Annotated in this window: 16 protein-coding genes; 10 read left to right on the forward strand and 6 right to left on the reverse strand. The window is 67.2% G+C overall.

Features of this window, described 5'->3' with window-relative positions; translation table 11 throughout:
• Positions 1 to 113: 113 nt before the first annotated feature.
• Complete coding sequence (locus tag CRM90_RS01485; RefSeq protein ID WP_102805387.1) at positions 114 to 527, reverse strand: DUF1707 domain-containing protein; 414 nt, start codon at positions 525 to 527, stop codon at positions 114 to 116.
• A 25-nt stretch (positions 528 to 552) separates the two neighbouring features.
• Between CRM90_RS01485 and CRM90_RS01490 the strand changes: the two genes are divergently transcribed.
• A complete protein-coding gene (locus CRM90_RS01490) occupies positions 553 to 1,035 on the forward strand; it encodes an SRPBCC family protein (protein ID WP_502693209.1) in 483 nt (160 codons plus the stop codon).
• Here the strand turns inward: CRM90_RS01490 and CRM90_RS01495 are convergent.
• The 5 genes from CRM90_RS01495 to CRM90_RS01515 are packed head-to-tail and all read right to left on the reverse strand — an operon-like array spanning position 1,032 to position 6,927.
• Entirely contained in the window at positions 1,032 to 3,212 is a 2,181-nt protein-coding gene (locus CRM90_RS01495; protein WP_102805227.1) for an AAA family ATPase, read from the reverse strand. The genes CRM90_RS01490 and CRM90_RS01495 overlap by 4 nt on opposite strands.
• Position 3,213: 1 nt before the next feature.
• Positions 3,214 to 4,029 (reverse strand): CDP-alcohol phosphatidyltransferase family protein, encoded by an 816-nt coding sequence (locus tag CRM90_RS01500; RefSeq protein ID WP_102805388.1) that lies wholly within the window; start codon positions 4,027 to 4,029, stop codon positions 3,214 to 3,216.
• A gap of 20 nt (positions 4,030 to 4,049) precedes the next feature.
• On the reverse strand, positions 4,050 to 4,763 hold the full coding sequence (locus CRM90_RS01505) for a phosphatidylserine decarboxylase (protein ID WP_102805228.1): 714 nt from the start codon (positions 4,761 to 4,763) through the stop codon (positions 4,050 to 4,052).
• A gap of 44 nt (positions 4,764 to 4,807) precedes the next feature.
• On the reverse strand, positions 4,808 to 6,004 hold the full coding sequence (moeA, locus tag CRM90_RS01510) for a molybdopterin molybdotransferase MoeA (RefSeq protein ID WP_102805229.1): 1,197 nt from the start codon (positions 6,002 to 6,004) through the stop codon (positions 4,808 to 4,810).
• On the reverse strand, positions 6,004 to 6,927 hold the full coding sequence (locus CRM90_RS01515; RefSeq protein WP_102805230.1) for an SDR family NAD(P)-dependent oxidoreductase: 924 nt from the start codon (positions 6,925 to 6,927) through the stop codon (positions 6,004 to 6,006). The genes moeA and CRM90_RS01515 overlap by 1 nt, the downstream gene beginning before the upstream one ends.
• Before the next feature lie 57 nt (positions 6,928 to 6,984).
• On the opposite strand from CRM90_RS01515, the gene CRM90_RS01520 reads away from it, so the two are divergent.
• The 9 genes from CRM90_RS01520 to CRM90_RS01560 all read left to right on the forward strand — a co-directional run bounded on the left by CRM90_RS01520 (position 6,985) and on the right by CRM90_RS01560 (position 18,647).
• On the forward strand, positions 6,985 to 7,797 hold the full coding sequence (locus CRM90_RS01520) for an HAD-IIA family hydrolase (RefSeq protein WP_102805231.1): 813 nt from the start codon (positions 6,985 to 6,987) through the stop codon (positions 7,795 to 7,797).
• A 122-nt stretch (positions 7,798 to 7,919) separates the two neighbouring features.
• The gene (locus CRM90_RS01525; protein ID WP_102805232.1) at positions 7,920 to 8,399 is read left to right on the forward strand and encodes an SRPBCC family protein; all 480 of its coding nucleotides are present in this window, start codon (positions 7,920 to 7,922) and stop codon (positions 8,397 to 8,399) included.
• A 297-nt stretch (positions 8,400 to 8,696) separates the two neighbouring features.
• The gene (locus CRM90_RS01530; RefSeq protein ID WP_233209111.1) at positions 8,697 to 11,396 is read left to right on the forward strand and encodes a phosphoenolpyruvate synthase; all 2,700 of its coding nucleotides are present in this window, start codon (positions 8,697 to 8,699) and stop codon (positions 11,394 to 11,396) included.
• Complete coding sequence (locus CRM90_RS01535) at positions 11,393 to 14,716, forward strand: AMP-binding protein (RefSeq protein WP_102805233.1); 3,324 nt, start codon at positions 11,393 to 11,395, stop codon at positions 14,714 to 14,716. Before CRM90_RS01530 ends, CRM90_RS01535 begins: the two co-directional genes overlap by 4 nt.
• A complete protein-coding gene (locus tag CRM90_RS01540; RefSeq protein ID WP_102805234.1) occupies positions 14,713 to 14,958 on the forward strand; it encodes an acyl carrier protein in 246 nt (81 codons plus the stop codon). Before CRM90_RS01535 ends, CRM90_RS01540 begins: the two co-directional genes overlap by 4 nt.
• Complete coding sequence (locus CRM90_RS01545; protein ID WP_102805235.1) at positions 14,955 to 16,004, forward strand: SDR family oxidoreductase; 1,050 nt, start codon at positions 14,955 to 14,957, stop codon at positions 16,002 to 16,004. Before CRM90_RS01540 ends, CRM90_RS01545 begins: the two co-directional genes overlap by 4 nt.
• Entirely contained in the window at positions 16,001 to 16,825 is an 825-nt protein-coding gene (locus tag CRM90_RS01550; protein ID WP_102805236.1) for a nucleoside-diphosphate kinase, read from the forward strand. Before CRM90_RS01545 ends, CRM90_RS01550 begins: the two co-directional genes overlap by 4 nt.
• The gene (locus CRM90_RS01555; protein WP_102805237.1) at positions 16,822 to 17,739 is read left to right on the forward strand and encodes an AfsA-related hotdog domain-containing protein; all 918 of its coding nucleotides are present in this window, start codon (positions 16,822 to 16,824) and stop codon (positions 17,737 to 17,739) included. The genes CRM90_RS01550 and CRM90_RS01555 overlap by 4 nt, the downstream gene beginning before the upstream one ends.
• Complete coding sequence (locus tag CRM90_RS01560) at positions 17,736 to 18,647, forward strand: UbiA family prenyltransferase (protein WP_102805238.1); 912 nt, start codon at positions 17,736 to 17,738, stop codon at positions 18,645 to 18,647. The genes CRM90_RS01555 and CRM90_RS01560 overlap by 4 nt, the downstream gene beginning before the upstream one ends.
• Positions 18,648 to 18,660 lie beyond the last annotated feature (13 nt).

Here is an 18,660-nt window from a genome sequence, read left to right on the forward strand (position 1 = left end):
CCTTCTGCGCTCGAGGTAACTGCCAAGTGCCAGTAAGGATCCCGTGGACGGTGACGACTGCGCATCGGCCGATCGGAGGGCGTGCGGGAGGAAACCGGTGTCCCCCAATCGGACTACCGGCAGTACGTACGGACCGGGAGCACGTGCCCCAGCAGCCCGATCGCCCCGCCGAGGATCGGCCACACCGGCCAGAAATACGCTGTCTCGCCCGTGGTGAGGGCCACCGCCAGCCACACCGCCAGGACGATCGCGACCATCGCCAGATAGCCGGCCGCATGCAGGCGCACCGAGGCGCGGGCGGCTCGCTTGCGGGCGGCCACGCGGCGGGGATCGGTGCGTCGCAGGTGATCGACCGGAAGGTCGACGAGGACTCGGCGCAGCTGCTCGGTGTTCTCCGCGGCGAAGGCGGCCTGGACACGGGTCTCGTACTCGGCGAGGTCGACGTATCCCTGCGCGAGAGCGTAGGAGAGCAGGTCAGCGGTGTTTTCCCGGTCGCGGTCTCCGACCCGGACGACGGTGGTGGTCATACCGTCCAACTCTGACATGTCACTAATGGACTGTCAACGGGTGTTGTTGAATTGGGGCATGGCCGACCAGGACAAGATCGTCAGCGCCACCCGACGGATCTCCGCACCCGCCACGACCATCTTCGAATTGATCGCCGACCCGGCGCGCCAGCCGGAATGGGACGGCAACGACAACCTCGCGCAAGCAGCCCGGGGTCAGCGGGTCCGCGCCGTCGGGGACGTCTTCACCACCACGCTCACCCAGGGTGCGAACCGGGAGAACCACGTCGTCGAGTTCGACGAGGGCCGACTGATCGCGTGGCGGCCCGCGCCCCCGGGCGGCGCCCAACCGGGTCACCTGTGGCGCTGGCGGCTCGACCCCGCCGACGACGGCACCACCGTCGTCACGCACACCTACGACTGGACGGAGCTGACCGACCCGGACCGTCTGCCCCGGGCGCAAGCCACCACCGCGGACAAACTGGCGGCCTCGATCGACCGGCTCGCCGCGCTCGCCGAACAGGGTTAGCGGCGCTCGGCGAACTCTCTCAGCGACTCCACCTGCGCCGCGTCCAGCGACGGCCGTACCGTTTCGCGGGCCTTGGCCACATCGGCGGCGGTGACGTCCGCGGCGTCGATCGAGCGGCGCATCGCGGTCAGCGCCGCCTCGCGCAGCAGTGCCACGCAGTCCGCCGCGCTGTATCCGTCCAGTTCGCCGGCCAGCGCGTCGAGGTCGACGTCCGCCGACAACGGCACGGATTTGCCTGCGGTGCGCAGTATTTCGCGACGCGCATCGGCATCGGGCGGCTCGACGAACACCAGCTTCTCCAGCCGGCCCGGGCGCAGCAGTGCCGGGTCGATCAGATCCGGCCGGTTGGTGGCGCCGAGCACCACGACGTCGCGCAGCGGCTCGATGCCGTCGAGCTCGGTCAACAGCGCGGCCACCACCCGGTCGGTGACACCGGAATCGAAGCTCTGCCCGCGCCGGGGCGCCAGCGCGTCGATTTCATCGAGAAAAACCAGCGATGGCGCGGAATCTCTTGCCCGGCGGAATAATTCGCGGACGGCCTTCTCCGAGGAGCCGACCCACTTGTCCATCAGCTCGGCGCCCTTCACCGCGTGCACACTGAGCCGGCCGGAACTGGCCAGTGCGCGCACCACGAAGGTCTTGCCGCAGCCGGGCGGGCCGTACAGCAGCACGCCCCTGGGTGGCTCGACGCCGAGACGGGCGAAGGTGTCCGGATGCTGCAGCGGCCACAGCACCGCCTCGGTCAGCGCCTGCTTGACCTCGACCATGTCGCCGACGTCCTCGAGGGTCACCGACCCGACGGACACCTCCTCGGTGGCCGAGCGAGACAGCGGCCTGATCACGCTCAGCGCGCCCGCGAGATCGTCCTGGGTGAGTGCAGGCGGCTTGCCGTCCTCACTGGCGCGGGCAGCGGCCCGCAAGGCGGCCTCCCGAACCAGCGCGACCAAGTCGGCGCGAACGAATCCCGGTGTGCGCTCTGCGATTTCGTCCAGTTTCAGATCGCCTGCGGGGACATCGCGCAGCAGCACCTCCAACAGTGCCTTGCGGGTGGCGCCGTCGGGCAGGCTCAGGCCCAGCTCGCGGTCGCACAAATCCGGTGCGCGCAGCCGCGGATCGGCCGCGTCCGGCTGTTGAGAGGTGGCCACCAGCGCGACCCCGGGAGCGACGACCGCCTTGCGCAGCTCGGTCAGGATCATCGCGGACACCGGTTCGGCCGGGGTGGGCAACAGCGCGTCGATATCGGTGACCAGCAGCACGCCACCACCATTCGTGACGGTGGCGACCGCGTCGGCAACAGCGCGCTGTCGATCCTGCGCCGCCAGGGCGCCGGTGTCAGGCCCGTCGAGCTCGACCAACCGTCGCCCGGCGCACACCGCGCGCACCAATGTCGCCTTGCCTACGCCCGCCGGCCCGGTGACCAGCACACCCAAATTTGCTGTGGCGCCGAGCTTTTCCAGCAGCTCCGGCTGATCGAGTGCGAGTTTGAGCCATTCGGTGAGCCGGCCGGCCTGCACGTGCTGGCCCTTGAGGTCGTCGATCGAGACCGCCGGGGCCTCCGGCCACGTCATCGGCTGGCTCACCGCCGCGGTGGGCCCGGGCCCGCCGACCGAGGAGGTCACACCGTCCCCCCAGGTGACCGACGAATTCGGTTGCACGCTCACCGGTCCCGCCGGATCGGTGCCGGTCACGGTCAACAATTCCGACGTCCACGTGATACCCACCGATGAGGTCAGCGCCGAGCTGGCCTGGGTGGTGGACGTCCCGGGACCGAGGTCGCGCGGGAGCAGCGACACCGTGTCACCGACGGTCATCACCTTGCCGAGCAGGGCCTGGCGCAATGTCGCCGACGTGACCGACTGAGTGGCCAGGGTGGATCCGCGTAACGTGACCGACCGTGCGCCGTAGACGGTGACCGGGGCGATCAGCACGGTGGTGTCCTCACGCAGGCCGGCGTTGGACAACGTCACGTCGTCCAGGAGGGCGGTGCCGGCCGGAACATCCGCAGGAGCCATCCCTGCGACTGCGGAGGTGGTTCGGGAGCCGGTGAGCGACACGGCATCCCACTCGCGGATGCCGAGCGCGGCGAGAGCCTCCGGATGCAGCCGCACCACACCGCGCCGGGAGTCCAGCGCCGAGGTGTTCAACCGTGCGGTCAGCGACAGGTTGGACGGCGCCATGTCAGCGACCGGGCTTGCGCAGGCCGAGGCGCGTCGAGCGGCGATTCGGTAGGCCACGGCGGTTCGCACGTCGCGCAGCGCGCCGCTGCTTGGGCGCGTCGTTCCAGGCCTCCGGTCGCGCGGCCACCCAGCGCTGGCTGTAGACCGTGAACGGGATCATGCACAGGTAGCCCGCGATGATCAGCAACACCAGGATGTACGGGAACAGCAGCAGCGCCGCCGCGGCGGCAGCGATGAGGATCAGCAGGATCGGCGCGGCATTGGGCGGCATCTTCACAGCCTTGAGCGCCAGCGTGGGCACCCGGCTGATCAGCAGAGCGGCGTTGGCGGCGAACCATAAGCAGACAAACCACGGCGAGGTCCACCAGCCGTGGCCGAACTGCAGCATCGCCGCCAGCGGTCCGATCACGCCGACCGCACCGCACGGCGCCGGCATACCGGTGAAGTACTCGCGGGTGTAGGCGGGGCGGGTGTCGTCGTCGAGCAGTGCGTTGAATCGGGCCAGCCGCAGCACGATGCACACGGCGTAGAGCAACGCGAAGATCCAGCCGACCGGCGACGTGGGCAGCAGCGTCACATAGACCACCAGCGCGGGCGCGACACCGAAGTTCACCGCGTCGGCCAGCGAGTCGATCTCGGCGCCCATCCGGGACTGAGCGTCCAGGGCCCGCGCGATGCCGCCGTCGATCCCGTCGAGCACCGCCGCGGCACCGATCAGGGCCAACGCGATGTGCGGGCGGCCGTCGAGCGCGAACTTGATCGAGGTCAGCCCCGCACAGATGGCCAGCACCGTCGTCGCGCTCGGCAGGATGCGCATGGCGGACGGGCGGGGTTTGATCACGGCAGCTGCGCCAACACAGTCTCGCCGGCGAGCGCGCGCTGACCGGGTTCGATCAGGATCTGCGAGCCGGCAGGCAGGTAGGTGTCCAACCGCGAGCCGAACCGGATGAGCCCGTAGGTGTCGCCGATCGCGACCTTGTCACCGGGGTGCAGGTCGCAGACGATGCGACGCGCGATCAACCCGGCGATCTGCACGACCACCACCTCGTGCCCGTCCGGTGTGTGGATCAGGACGCTGTTGCGTTCGTTGTCCTCGCTCGCCGCCGCCAGCTCGGCGGAATGAAAGCGGCCGGGCCGGTATTCCACGGCGCGCACCTCGCCACCCACCGGCGACCGCTGCACATGGGCGTCGAGCAGAGACAAGAAGATACTCACCCGCGGACGCGGACCCGGGGGCAGACCGAGCTCGGCTGGTGGTTCGGCCTCTTCGACCAGACAGATCAGTCCGTCGGCCGGGGCGACCACCACGCCGGGACGGCTCGGGGGAGTCCGGGGCGGATGCCGGAAGAAGCCGGCGTTCGCGGCGGCCGCGGTCAGGCCCGCGCGGCGCAGCCAGCGGTTCTTCCGGCCGACGCCCGCCACCGCCAGGCCCGCCGCGATGAACGGCAGGCCGGCGGGGTGAACAGGGGGAACGGAGGAACGCACCAGCGCGACCAGCCGCTGGGGGCCGGACTTCATGTTGTCTTCCGCTGTGCGGGGGCGTCTGGCCATCGGCGACGATTCTACGTGCGCGCTGTGATTGTGCGGGCGCAGACCTAGGACAGATCCCAGAGCTGAACCTGCTCGCCGGCGGCCACCTCGGTGATGTCCTCGGCGATCTCTAGAAGACAGTTCGCCGAGGCCAGCCAGCGAAGATGGTGCGATGCCGGCGGCCCATAGGTCGTGACGGTGCCCGCCTCCGGGTCGTAGACACCACGCCGGAACTGGCGTTTACCCTTCGGCGATGTCAGGTCGTCGGCCAGCACGGCGGTGCGACGCGGCCGGTTCGGGGTGGCCAGGCCCATCGCCGCGCGCAGTGCGGGCCGGACGAACACCTCGAAGGAGACCAGCGCGCTGACCGGGTTGCCCGGCAGCGTGATGATCGACGTGCCGTTTGCCTTGCCGGCGCCCTGCGGCATACCGGGCTGCATCGCGACCTTGACGAAGTCCACCGCCCCCGCGCCGAACGCATCCTTGACCACCTCGTAGGCGCCGGCGCTCACGCCGCCGGTGGTGATGATCAGGTCGGCCTGGCCGGCGAAGCCCTCCAGCACGGTGCTGAACTGGTTGACGTCATCGCTCGACGTCGGGGTCGCGATCACGTCGGCGCCGGCCTCGCGGACCGCGGCGGCCAGCATGATCGCGTTGGACTCGTAGATCTGGCCGGGCTGCAGCTCGGTGCCCGCCGACACCAGCTCCGAACCCGTCGACATCACCAGGACCCGCAGCCGCGGCTGCACCGTCAGCGAGCCCAGGCCCAGCGCGGCGGCCAGCCCCAAAGCCGCCGGCGTCACCAGCTGGCCGGCGCGCAGCACCGTCGTCCCCGCCGTCACATCCTCACCGGCGCGCCGCACGTGCTGGCCGGGTGCGGACGCGGTCCGGATCTCGACGGTGTCGATACCGGCGTCGGTGGCCTCGACCGGCACCACCGCCGTCGCCCCGGCGGGCAGCGGTGCGCCCGTCATGATCCGGTGCGCGGTGCCCGCCGCCAACGTCAAGGAGTCAACGCGCCCAGCCGGAATGTCCTCGGCGACAGGCAATGTGACCGGACTGGTCTGGGAGGCATCCGCGACGTCCTCGGCGCGAACCGCGTAGCCGTCCATCGCCGAGTTGTCGAACACCGGCAGTGACATCGGGGCCGCCACGTCGGCGGCGAGAATCAGGCCCTCGGCGTCGGCCAGCCCCACCGTCGCGGCCGGGCGCGCGGTGATCAGATCGGCGACGACCCGCTGGTGCTCCTCGACAGTGCGCATCAGACGGGGAATTTCACGCCGGTCAGCTCCTCGGATACTGCCCAGAGCCGCTGCTGGACGTTCCGATCGTGGGACTGATTGCTGGAGCTCACCAGCTTGGGGTGGCCGCGCAGCTCGCGGAACCCGTCGGGCCCGTAGTACTGCCCTCCGGTGACCGAGGGATCGGTGGCGGCCCGCAGTGTGGCCAGCGCGCCCATTTCCGCGCTGTTCAACAGCAGCCCGCTGATGAGCTTGACCCCGGGCAGCGAGCTGCCCGGGACGTGGCGGATCAGCTCGGTGTCCGAGACACCTGGGTGTGCCGCTACGGCAATCGTTTTCGCGTCGGCCGCGGCGAGGCGCCGCTGCAGCTCGTAGGCGAACATCAGATTGGCCAGCTTCGACTGTCCGTAGGAGGCGACCCGCTCATAGCGTCGGCGCTCCCACTGCAGATCGTCGAACGCGATCTTGGCGCGGATGTTGTGCGCGACGCTGGCCACCACAACCACCCGTGATCCGTCGACTCCCAGCAGATTGTTCAGCAACAGGCCGGTGAGCGCGAAGTGGCCCAGATGATTTGTGCCGAACTGCAATTCGAAACCGTCGGCAGTGGTCTGCTTCGGTGGATACATCACCCCGGCGTTGTTGATGAGTAGATCGATCCGGGGGTAGGCGCTGCCCAGCTCGGCCGCTGCTTCCCGCACCGATGCCAGCGAGCCCAGATCCAACTTGTGCACCGTCACCTCGGCGCCGGGTGCGGCTCGCCGGATCTCGGCGGCCGCCGCGTCACCCTTGGCGGTGTCGCGGACCGCCATCACCACCTGAGCCCCGTGCTGTGCCAGCACCCGGGCCGTGTCGAATCCGAGCCCCGTATTGGAGCCGGTCACGATCGCAATGCGTCCGCTTTGATCGGGGACGTCCGCTTCGGTCCACTTCTGTGCGCTCATGGCACGACGATAGACGGCCCAAGTTGCGGACAATCGGTGGCCGTTTACTGTCGCGGTATGGCTATCGGTGGGGTGCTGTTCGACATCGATGGTGTCCTGGTGACCTCATGGACGCCGATCCCCGGTGCCGCCGAGGCGCTGGCGGTGCTGGCCGACCACCAGATCGCGCGGTCCTACCTGACCAACACCACCACCCGCACCCGCAAGCAGATCGCAGCGGCGTTGTGCGACGCCGGAATGGACGTCCGGCCCGACGAGGTGATCACCGCGGCGGCGCTGACCGCCGACTATGTGCGCGCCAACTATCCCGATGCGCACTGCCTGCTGGTCAACAACGGCCAGATCACCGACGACATGCCGGGCATCGACATCGTCGACTCGGAGGCGTACGACGGCGCCGATCTCGAGGCCCCCGACGTCATCCTGCTCGGCGGCGCCGGTCCGGAGTACAGCCACCGCACCCTGAGCCGGGTGTACGAATGGATGGCCCAGGGCGTACCGGTGGTGGCCATGCATCGCAGTACCGCGTGGACCACCACCGAAGGTCTGCGCATCGACACCGGCATGTACCTGATCGGCATGGAGGAGACCTCCGGGCGCAAGGCCACCGGTGTCGGCAAGCCCGCGCCCGCAGGCTTTCTGGCCTCCGCGGCCCGCCTCGGCGTCGATCCCGATGAGATGTACATGGTCGGCGACGACCTCAACAACGACGTTCTGGCCGCCCAGGTGGTCGGGATGACCGGTGTGCTGGTGCGCACCGGCAAGTTCCGTCAGGACACCCTGGACCGTTGGGCCGCAGACGAATTTGCGATGCAGCCCAACCACGTCATCGACTCGGTCGCCGCGCTGCCGGAGTTGCTCGGATTGTAGCGGCGGACGCGGCTCCCCACGTGCGCCCAACGTCACTCCAGAGTCACCGTCGACGTCGAGCGTGACGCTGGTGTGACGCCCGGCGGCGATGAGTTTCTCCGCCGGGGCGGGTCTGTCTGACTATGACCGAAATTCTGATTGTCACCACCACCATCGACGCACCCGCCGCCGCCGTATTCGGGGTGCTCGCCGATCCGAGCACTCACCAGGACATCGACGGCACCGGCTGGGTTCGGGAACCCTTGGACGACGGCCGGGAACTGACCGAAGCAGGACAGATCTTCCGGATCGCGATGTACCACGACAACCATCCCGACAAGCACTACGAGATGGCCAACCAGGTCACCGCGCTCGAACCGGGCCGGGTGATCGGGTGGGCGCCGGGCGGCCTGGCCGAGGACGGCAGTATCGAACTCGGCGGCTGGACATGGCGTTACGACCTCGAGCCCCTCGGCGACGAGCAGACTCGGGTCACGCTGACCTACGACTGGTCGGGTGCCACCCCGGAGATCCGGAAGAACATCGTCTTCCCGCCGTTCCCCGTCTCCCACCTCGATAATTCGCTGGCGAATCTGGGCAAGCTGGCCATCGACAGGGGATGAGGCCGCTGACCACCTCGACAAGGCCTCGCGGACAGCCCGCACGCGCGCTGACCGGGCGTGGCGCAACGCGCATGTAAATTTGCTGCGTCTGCCTGCCGACGTGCCACTGCGTGTGGTAAGCATTCAGCCATCGGTGGTGCCGAAAGGGGCCGTGGGTTTTACCTGTCGGGGGGACAGTCATGCCACATCTGAATTCAATACTCTCGAAACTTGGAACCGGTAGCGGAACTGGATCCCTAACGTCGGCACCCGATCTCATCGCTTGAGATATCGCGGAACCGACACGAAGGGCGCGCGGTGCCGATCCTCCTCACGGGGCAAGAATCCGACGAGCAGTTGCGAAAACTGGCCGGCGGAAAAGCCCGCAATCTGTGCGACCTGACGGCCGCCGGTTTCCCCGTGCCACGGTGGGCCATCCTCGGCACCGAAGCCTTCGAGAACGCCTGTGCGGCCGCCGGCGTGAGCATCAGCCCAGCACCGCTCTCATTGGCCGAACGCCTTACGGAGGCGGCGACCGCCGAAACCGCGCTGTGCGAATTGACCATGCCGGCCGACATTCGGGACGCCATTGCCGCGGCGCTCGACTACGTCGGTGCCGAAACTGTGGCCGTCCGTTCGTCCGGGCGGCAAGAAGACGGTGAGCGCGATTCGTTTGCGGGACTGTTCGACACATTCTTGAATGTGGCCGGGCTCGATGCCACCGAAGACGCGGTGCGGCGTTGCTGGGCGTCGGCCTTCTCCCAACGTGCCACCCGGTACCGCCATGTGCGCGGGCTCGACTTCGGCGAGGTCGCCCTCGCGGTCGTGATCCAGCGATCGTTGACACCCCACAGCAGCGGGGTGATGTTCACCGTCGACCCGCTTACGGGTGCGCCAGACCGGCTGGTGATCAACGGCGTACTGGGCCTTGGTGAGGGTCTGGTTTCCGGCTCCGTCGACTCCGACTCGGTGAGCATCGACAAGGACACTGGCCGAATCCTCGACGAGATGGTCTCGGCCAAGAGCGAGATGATGGTCAGCGCCGCAGGCGGCGGAGTTGCCACCGTCGGCGTGCCGGTCGACCGTCAGCAGGAAACCAGCGTCGGCCCTGCACTGCGTGCCACGTTGGTGGACTTGGGGATTCGGCTCGAACAGCATTTCGGCTGCCCGCAGGATGTCGAGTGGGCCTGTGACGACACCAGCACCTGGATCCTGCAATCCCGCCCGGTCACCACCCTTCATCGCGAGTTCGACCTAACAGCTGAGCATTTCGGAGAATTCACCGACGGGATCCGCATTTGGGACAACTCGAACATCATCGAGAGCTTCGCCGGTGTCACGTCGCCATTGACCTTCACCACGGCCCGCAAACTGTACGGCGACGTCTACCGGGCCTACGCCCGGAGCCTGAAAGTCCCACCCGCCCAGCTCGAACAGATGGAATCGTGGCTGCCGGTGATGCTCGGCCAGTTCCACGGCCACGTCTACTACAACCTGCTGCACTGGTACCGGATGGTGGGCATCGCGCCGGGCTATCCGCTGAACCGACGGGTCCTGGAAGTCGCGCTCGGCGTCAGCGAACCACTCGACCGTGTGACGGCAAATCGGTTGCGTCCGTTCGCCTTTGCGAATCCGGTCGAAAAAGCGGTGTCGCGCGGCCGCACGACCATCGCCTACCTGCGCAGCATCAGATCCGTCGATGCCATGATCGACGACTTCGATGAGACGTTCGTCGACTTCATCGACCGCCACGGCCTGATGGACGTATCGGCGATGGACGGACCGTCGGCATACCGGATGTTCCGCCAGATCTACGACGAAGTCGCCGACCTGTGGGGCCCGATGATGGTGCTCGACGCCATGTTGCTGACCATGGTCGGCTCGCTGGCCGTGCTCACCAAAGTGTTCCTGCGCGGTGCGCCGGAATGGGTGCAGTTCGCCGTCGTCAACCCCGAGCCGGACGTGATCTCCGTCGAACCGGCCAGGGAACTGGCCGACATCGCCGCCTTCGTCCGGGAGCACCCCGAACTCGATGAGTTCATCGCGTCAGCCGAGCCCTCGGTCGCGTACGCGCATCTCGCCGAACGCGCCGACGACGGCGCGTCCATATGGCAAGAGCTGCATTCCAGGATCGAGAAGTACATCGATCGCTTCGGGTATCGGTGTCTGGACGAACTCAAGCTCGAAACACCGGACTTGCGCCAAGATCCGACCGGGATCTTTCATCTACTGCGGATGGACACCGCCGGGCGGCGCGAGCACGCCGGGAGCTCGGTCGAGGACTACCTCGATGCACACCTGCCAGGTCGGCGCCGAAAGGTGTTCGATGCGTTGCGGCGAAAGGTCCAACGCGCGGCGACGCACCGTGAGCATCTGCGTTTCTGCCGCACTCAGGGCTTCGGCATTCTGAAATCGCTTGTGGGGGTGATGGGTCGGGAATTGGAGCAACGGGGAACGATCGACCACCGCTCCGATGTTTTCCTGTTGCGTATCGACGAGCTGTTCGATCTCTATGAGGGCACGATGACCACCGCCGCCGCGCAGTCGGCGATCGCTCGCCGAAAACTGCTGCAGGACAGCTACTCACGATTCGCCGCGCCCGCCCGGTTCACCACAACCGGATATGACTACTCGGAACACCAGCTGGCCCGGGCCGGCTGGCGGCCGGGCGAAGAGTCGACGCACTCGCCCGTCGGCACCGTGCTGACCGGGACGCCGTCCAGCCCAGGTGTGGTCACCGGCCGCGCGGTCGTGGTGGAGAAGCCGCAGGACTTCTCCAGCGGCATCCTGGTGGCATACCGGACCGATCCGGGCTGGGCGTCGGCCCTGCCGTTCGCATCCGCGCTCCTCATCGAGCGCGCGTCCCCCCTCACCCATGTGGCGATCATCGCCCGCGAACTCGGAGTGCCGACCGTCGTGCAGATCGACGGCCTGACCGACGCGGTTCGCACCGGAATGACGCTGAGGGTCGACGGATCCACTGGCCGGGTGGTCTTGGTGGAAGAACCCGGGTCATGAACGACGTCGACCGCATCCGCGGCTGGTTGATGCAGCCACGGGACGACACCGGGATTCACCTGGCCAATGACAAGAACGGGTGGGACTACGTCACCTACCGCGTGCTGGCCGACAATGCGCGACGCATCGCGCGCCGGCTGATCGACGACGGTGTGCGGCCGGGTGACGTCGTCAGCGTGCTGATGCCGACCTCCGACCTGTGCTTGTCGACGATGTTCGGGGTGCTGGCCGCAGGTGCCACGCTCACCCCGATCGTGCCGCCGATGTTCCAACCGCCCGATCAGTACACCACCCACCTGCGCGGCATCCTCGGGGCATCGGGTTGCCGCGCGATGGTGGTGTCGTCCGCATTCGTCGAGCTGGCGCGCCGTGCGATAGCCGGTCTTGCTCGCGAGCCCAAATTGATTGCCATCGATGATGTTCCGGAGTGCGACCTCCTGGACGAGCTCGCCGAGCCCGCTCCCGCCGTGCTGCTGCAGATGACCTCGGGTTCGACGAGCGCACCTCGCGGTGCCAGCATCGGCTGGCACAGCCTGGCCACCAACCTCGATGTGATGGAAGAACTCTGCGGGATGGCCGACGGCCAGGTCGGTGTCTCCTGGCTTCCGCTGTATCACGACATGGGGCTGATCGGCGTGCTCTTCCAGGCCATGACGCGGCAGCGCTTTCTGCAACTGATGCGGCCCGACCAGTTCATCCGTGACCCGCTGCGGTGGCTGAAAGCGGCCGCCACCTCGCAACACACCGCATCCCCGTCGTTCGGGCTGGTGTACACCAGCACCAGGCTCACTCCGGATGATCTCGGTGGCATCGATCTGTCAGGACTTCGGACGCTGGTCGTCGGGGCGGAGCCGATCAACCCGGCCCATCTGCGGGCGTTCACCGAACTCACTGCGGGCCATGGTTTTTCCCCGGAAGCCTTCATGCCCTCGTACGGACTCGCCGAACACACCTTGTTCGCCACCTCGCACCGGCTGGGCGAGCCGCACCGGATGGTTCGGGTGGACCGGACCGCGTTGCGTCATGGCCATCCGGTTCGGGTGCTCGCGCGCGTGACAGGCGATATCACCGCCGACACCGGCAGCGATTGGGTGGTGTCGGTCGGCAAGGCCGCGCCAGGACATGCGGTCTGGATCACCGACGAGTCCGGTGACCGGCTGCCCGACGGGATGTTGGGCGAGATCGTCCTGTCCGGGCCGTCGGTGGGGCAGGGATACCACGGGGATTGCGACAGCACCACGCGGTTCGTCGACGACGAACTGCGCACCGGTGATGCCGGATTCCTGCTCGACGGCCAATTGCACGTACTGGGCCGGATGGGGACGAGCCTGAAGATCAACGGGCGCAGTGTCTTCACCGAAGACTTGGACGTGACCACCGCCGATGCGCTCGGGATCGCCCCGAGTCGCGTGGTCGCCGTCGCGGTGAACGAAGCCGAGCGGCCCGGTATCGCGGTGTTCATCGAACACATGAAGGTGACCCCCGAGATGATCACCGCCGCACTCAGATCCCTGCAGGCGAACGTCGGCGAGGAAGCCCCGCTGTGGCTGATCAGCACACCGCGCGGAACGCTGTCCCGGACGTCGAGTGGCAAGCCGCGTCGGGCGCACATGTGGCAACAGTGGCGCTCGGGCCGATTCAGCAGGTCCCGATTGCTCGCCATCGGTGGCGCGAATCGAGACGTGCAGGGGCTCCAGCGGATCCGCGCTCTGTTCGAGCAAGCCCGCGAGCTCGCCGTGATTCCCGACGATGCGACAGTGCATTTCGAGGGATCGCTCGCCGAGGGATTCGGCAACGAAGGCTCGGACATCGACTTCCTGCTGTTGGTGCCCGGCACGGCCACACAGGCGGTGATGCCCACGGTCCTGTTCGTCGACGGCCGCCGAGTGGAGATTCGGGCCCAATCGCATGGGCAGATTCGCGAACGGCTACTGAAGGTCAGGCGGGCGATCGACACTGGGTCGGTGGCCGGGGTGTCCGAAGACCTCCTCAACCGGGTTCAGCGGTTCCTGCGGGGTATCCCGCTGTACGTCGGACCCGACTACGAGCAGCTCCTCGACATCGTCTCCTACGCCGAGCTCACCACCCTGCTCAGCTCGTGGTGGCGCCGGCGGGCCGGCGGATGCCTGCGACATGCCGTCGCGCTGACCCTGCTCGGTGACGGCTACGAGGCCGTGCGGTGGGTACGAGAAGGCATGGCGCAGCAGATGAAAGCGTTCCTCGCCGCCCACGGTGAGGGTTACATCGAGATCAAGTGGCTGCCGGAACAGATCGCTCGGCTCTCGCGCGACGCCGACGTGACTGTCGCGGCACTTCTGGATGAGTACGAAACCCTCGACGCGACAGCCACGTCAACGGATTCGAGCCGGGACATCATCGAGCGGGCACTGGAATTGGCCGCGCGATTGGGCGGTCCGAAAATTTCGCTCGATCCCACGAACGTCGTACTACGGCGGGTGCCCGGAGTCACCACCTGGCCGATCGGAACCGCCACCCATGTCGTGCGCGACAAGACCGACGTGTTCGTCCTGTCCGCCGACTGCGCCCAATCATGGCGGAAGGTGATCTTCGGTGAGTCGATCGCCACCACCCAGGCTGCCGTGAATCACATCGCGCTGTTCGTCGACCACGGCCTCGTCGGGCTGGCATGGCGGGGAGGGGCAGTGATCACACCGGTGGCGGCGATGTGCGCACCCGGGCGCCCGCTCACACCGCTGCCGTCCAACCAGCGCCCGGCGATCACGATCGACGGTGCCATCACCGATCGGGATATCGTTCGATCCCCGCTGGGTGCACGGGCTTTCGCCGAGTGCGCAGGGGCGTTGCTGTTGGCCAACATGGTGCTCGAGAACGCGCGCGAAGATTTCAGCGGAGCTGTCAAAGACGGGCAGTGGCGGGTCGCATCACTGTGCGGGCGACGGATTGTGACCATGGCGGTCCGAATCCTGGCCAGCGCCTGGGGAATCACCCCGCTGCCTGCCGACCCGGTGCTGGTGAGCAGGCTGGACATGCTGGTACCCGAGCATCCACGGTTGGCCCAGACCGCCCGCGGCCTCAGCGAGCTCTCGATCGCCGATGAGGACGACGCAGGATCGGTACACCAGGAACTCGATGCGTTCGTTGCCGAGGTGCGCAAGGTCACCTGCGGTGAGAACTTCCCGTCGTCGTTCGCGTCGAGGGAGGAGTGGCAGCGCACCATCCGGTACGGATACCACTGGCTGCGGATGGGCGGATATTTCGGTGCCTACGTCGAACTCGACGAGACCCGCGATCTGCTGACCACCGGCGGAGCCCAACCCTGTGCGAGGCCTACCCCATGAGCGACATCGGTGATGAGGTTCTGGCGCTGGTCGCGGCGATGGCCCCCGAGACGGCGGGCGAGCCGGGGTTGAGCAGCGCTCTGATCGGCGATCTCGGATACACCTCGCTGCGACTGCTCGAGCTGTCGATCGCCGCCGAGCGCGCCTTCGAGCTGCCGCAGCTCGACCAGGAAATGCTCGCCGGCGTCGTGACCGTCGGTGATCTGGTGAATCTCGTTCAGGCCCAAAAGGAATCGACATGAGCAGGACGGTGCTGGTCACGGGTGCCGCCGGGCACGTCGGCGCCGGCGTCGTCGCCCGTCTGTCCCGGCGCGGGTACACCGTGATCGCGCTGACTCATGATCGTCCGGTCGCCGGTGCACGAATGCTGACCGGAGACGTCCGCAGCGAAGACTTCGGCCTCGACGACCAGACCGTGTCGAAACTCGCGAACGAGGTTGACGTGGTGGTGCATTCCGCCGCGGTCACCGACTTCGGGCTGCCGGAGCAGCGCTACACCGAGATCAACGTCGACGGGACGGCCAATGCACTGGCCTTGGCGCGCCGCGTGGATGCCGGCCTGGTCTATGTGAGCACCACCTATGTCTGCGGCGACACCGAAGGGGTCTTCTCCGAGGATCAGCTCGATATCGGTCAGCGGTTCAGCAACGCCTACGAACACAGCAAGTATCGGGCCGAACAACTGGTCGCCGCAGCCGGAGTCCGGTCGGTGGTCGTCCGCCCCGGCATCGTGACCGGCGAATACCGCACCGGGAATACCGAGGTCTACAAGCACATCTACCAGCTGCTCAAGGTGATCGTCGAGGGCAGATTGCGGACGCTGCCCGGGAACTATTCCGCGACATTGGGACTGGTCCCGATCGGCCATGTCGCCGACGTTATCTCGGCCGCCGTGGAGACGTTCGACGACAATATCGGACGGACATTCCATGCGGTGGGCGCCAACGCCCTGTCGCTTCGCACCGTCTCCGACGTCCTGGCCGAGTATCCGTCCTTCTGCATACCTGATTTCGTGCCGCCCAGCACGTTCAGCGAGTCTGACCTCGACGACATCGAGCGCCGCTATTTCGACAAGGTCGGGGTCCTCTATACGAGCTACCTGCGACGGCGCCTGGAGTTCGACAGCACCAACACCCGCGATCGACTTGGTGTGACCCCGCCCGCCATCGGTGCCGGCTACTTCCGGCGCCTTCTCGACTCCTGCTTACGCACTGGCTATTTGGGAAGGCCCGAGCCATCGGTCGCCGAGGTTTTGGACCGGTTGCAGGCCAAGAGGAGTTCCGCATGATCCGCACCGGCAGCAGGTATGACTCGGACACCTACTTCATCGAGACGTGCGATGCGCTCGCCTCGATGAACGTCGACCGTGACACCTTCGCCCACGAGTATGCACTGATGCTGCTCAAGCCTGATGCGGCCGTCACCGCAGCGATGGGATCGGCCATCACCTGGCTGCTCGACCACGGCTACCTCATCGTAGGGGCGTACCCGGTGCAACTGACGTATCTGCATCTACGGGCGTTGTGGTATTTCAACTGGCACCGAGCCACCGCCGAGCGCCGCCGGGTTGCCGACCGCCTCGCCGCGCTGTCACCGTCGCTGGTTCTCGTCGTCAGCCATCCCGACGCTGAGCAGCCGGTGTCGGTCCGGCTCACGGCGGACAAAGGCCCCGCCGACCCGGCGCAGCGGCAGCCTCATCACCTCCGGCATGCGCTGGCGGCCGGAACTTATCTGCTGAACAAAGTTCATACCCCCGACGACCCCGACGAAGTGTTGCGGGAAATGAGCATCTACTTTCCCGATCCGCAACTGAGCGCCGTGATTTCCGCATGCGTCCACGGCGCCGACGCAACAGCAGATGCCGTGCGCATCGTCGACGGCATCGAGTCCGGCCTTGACCTGCGAAGCGGTGACCTCACCGCCGCGCAGGACGCCGTCTGGCAGGGCCTTGGTGGGGTCGATGTGTGGGATCGACCCCGAACCGGTGAGGAATGGCTGGCCGCATTGGTGGATGCAGAGAAACGAGGCATCGACGTCGATCCGTGGTTCCGGATCGTGATCGAGTCCTCCTATCTTCCGATGCACCGACAGGGGAGTGACGGGATATGAACGGGGAGAAATATTCTCAGACGATCCGCCGAGAGTTTGTGCACAAGCGTGCGGTCTCCGAGGTGCTCGTCACCTCGATGGGCGGCCAAGGGGACACCTGGACAGCGCATGCCCAACTGCCACGCCTGCACAGCTTTCACTCCGACGGATTAGGGCGGCAGCGGTCGTACTACGATCCGCTCCTCGTCCTGGAGGCGTTTCGGCAGGCATGCATCGCGGGCAGCCATCTGTTCTATGACGCACCGCCGGACGCCCGGCACACCGTGCGGCTGTACGAACTGGCCGTGGTCGACTTCGACCATCTGGTGTGCGGGCCCGAAATGCTGGATCTGGAACTGAACATGGCGGTGCAGAAGGAATTCCGTCGTGACGGCCATGACGCGGTGCATGGTCTGGAAGTCCGTGCCGTCGTGGCCCATGACGGCACGAAGATGATGGAGCTGTCGGCCGCGTTCAACTGGATGCCGTTGGAGAAGTGGGACCGCCTGCGGGCTGGCGCGTCTTGGGACCCGGGGCCGCAGCCGGCTCCGGCCGATCCTCGGTCGGTCGGCCGGACGCGGATGGAGAACGTGGTGATCGGCGCCCCCGCGCAGGCGGCGGAGGGCGGCGCGGCGAGCGCGCCGCTCGTGGTGGACATCAGTCACGCGACGCTCTTCGACCATCCCCTCGACCATCTGCCCGGCGGACTCATCATCGAGGCCGCTCGACAGCTTTCCCTGGTGATCGCCGACTCTCGGGCGCAGGACCTGGTCGGTCCGGCGTGGCTTAAGATCGGGTTCCGGTCGTTCGCCGAACTGGATTCGGTGAGCACGGTGTCGATGACACGCGATGGTGCCGACCCGCTGACCTTCCGAGGCGACATCACGCAGTCGGGTCAGACCAGGGCCACCATCGAACTGGCCTTCATGGAATGACGGTCCTGCGGAGGACGGGCGGTATCGGCGCATTCCTCGTCGAACGATGCCTGCCGGTCTATCCCGTCTATCTGGCGCTGTGGGTGATCGCAGTCGAGTGCATGGTCGTGGTGGTCGGCCAGTCGCCCGGGCCGTGGCGGCCGTCCTGGGATACCGCGCTGAAGATCGTGGCGCTCAACGCCGCCGGTGCCTTCCTGCGCATGGTCGACGACCAGAAGGATCTGGATTACGACCGAGTTTACAACCCGGACCGGCCTCTGGTCCAAGGCCGGATCAGCACCCGGGAGTTGCGGATCGCGATGGTCCCGGCTGCTGCGATGGCCGTGCTGGTGGGCGCGACGGTCTCGGTCTGGACGGCGCTGCTCGTGGCGTTCATTCTCGGCTACAGCCTTGTCCTGTGGTGGGTGGAATCGCGGGTTCCGGTGGTGCGGGATAACCCGCTGGTGAACCTGGCGGCGGCATGTCCCGCGCAGTTCCTGGCAACGGGTTTCGCGATGACGGGCCTGCCGGGTGTCGCGGACGCGTCCTGGGGACAGCTGGCCGCCATCCTGCTGGTGTTCACCACCGCCTTCCTGCATGTGGAGTTGGCGCGCAAGACCACTCGGGTGGCAGCAGCCGATGACCTGCGGTCGTATTCGCGGGTCATCGGGCCCACCGCAAGCGGACTCGTGGTGTTGGTTCTCGGGTTGTCGGCCGTGCTGGTGGAGCTGCTGGTCACCTCGCCGTGGAATTGGGCGGGGCACTGGTGGCCGATTGCCTGGGCGCCCGTCGCGACTGTGGCGTTGCCGTGCCTGTCGGCGTGGATCTTCTTCGTGCGGCGGGTCGAGGTCCACCCTCGAGGATTGCCAACGCTTTTCGTGATCGTGTTCTACCTCGCCATCGTCGGCCAAGGTTTGGCCTACCACTAGAAAGGGGCCCTAG

Origin of the sequence: Mycobacterium sp. ENV421 (assembly GCF_002887815.1) — a bacterium.
In the GTDB taxonomy this organism is placed as follows: Bacteria; Actinomycetota; Actinomycetes; order Mycobacteriales; family Mycobacteriaceae; genus Mycobacterium.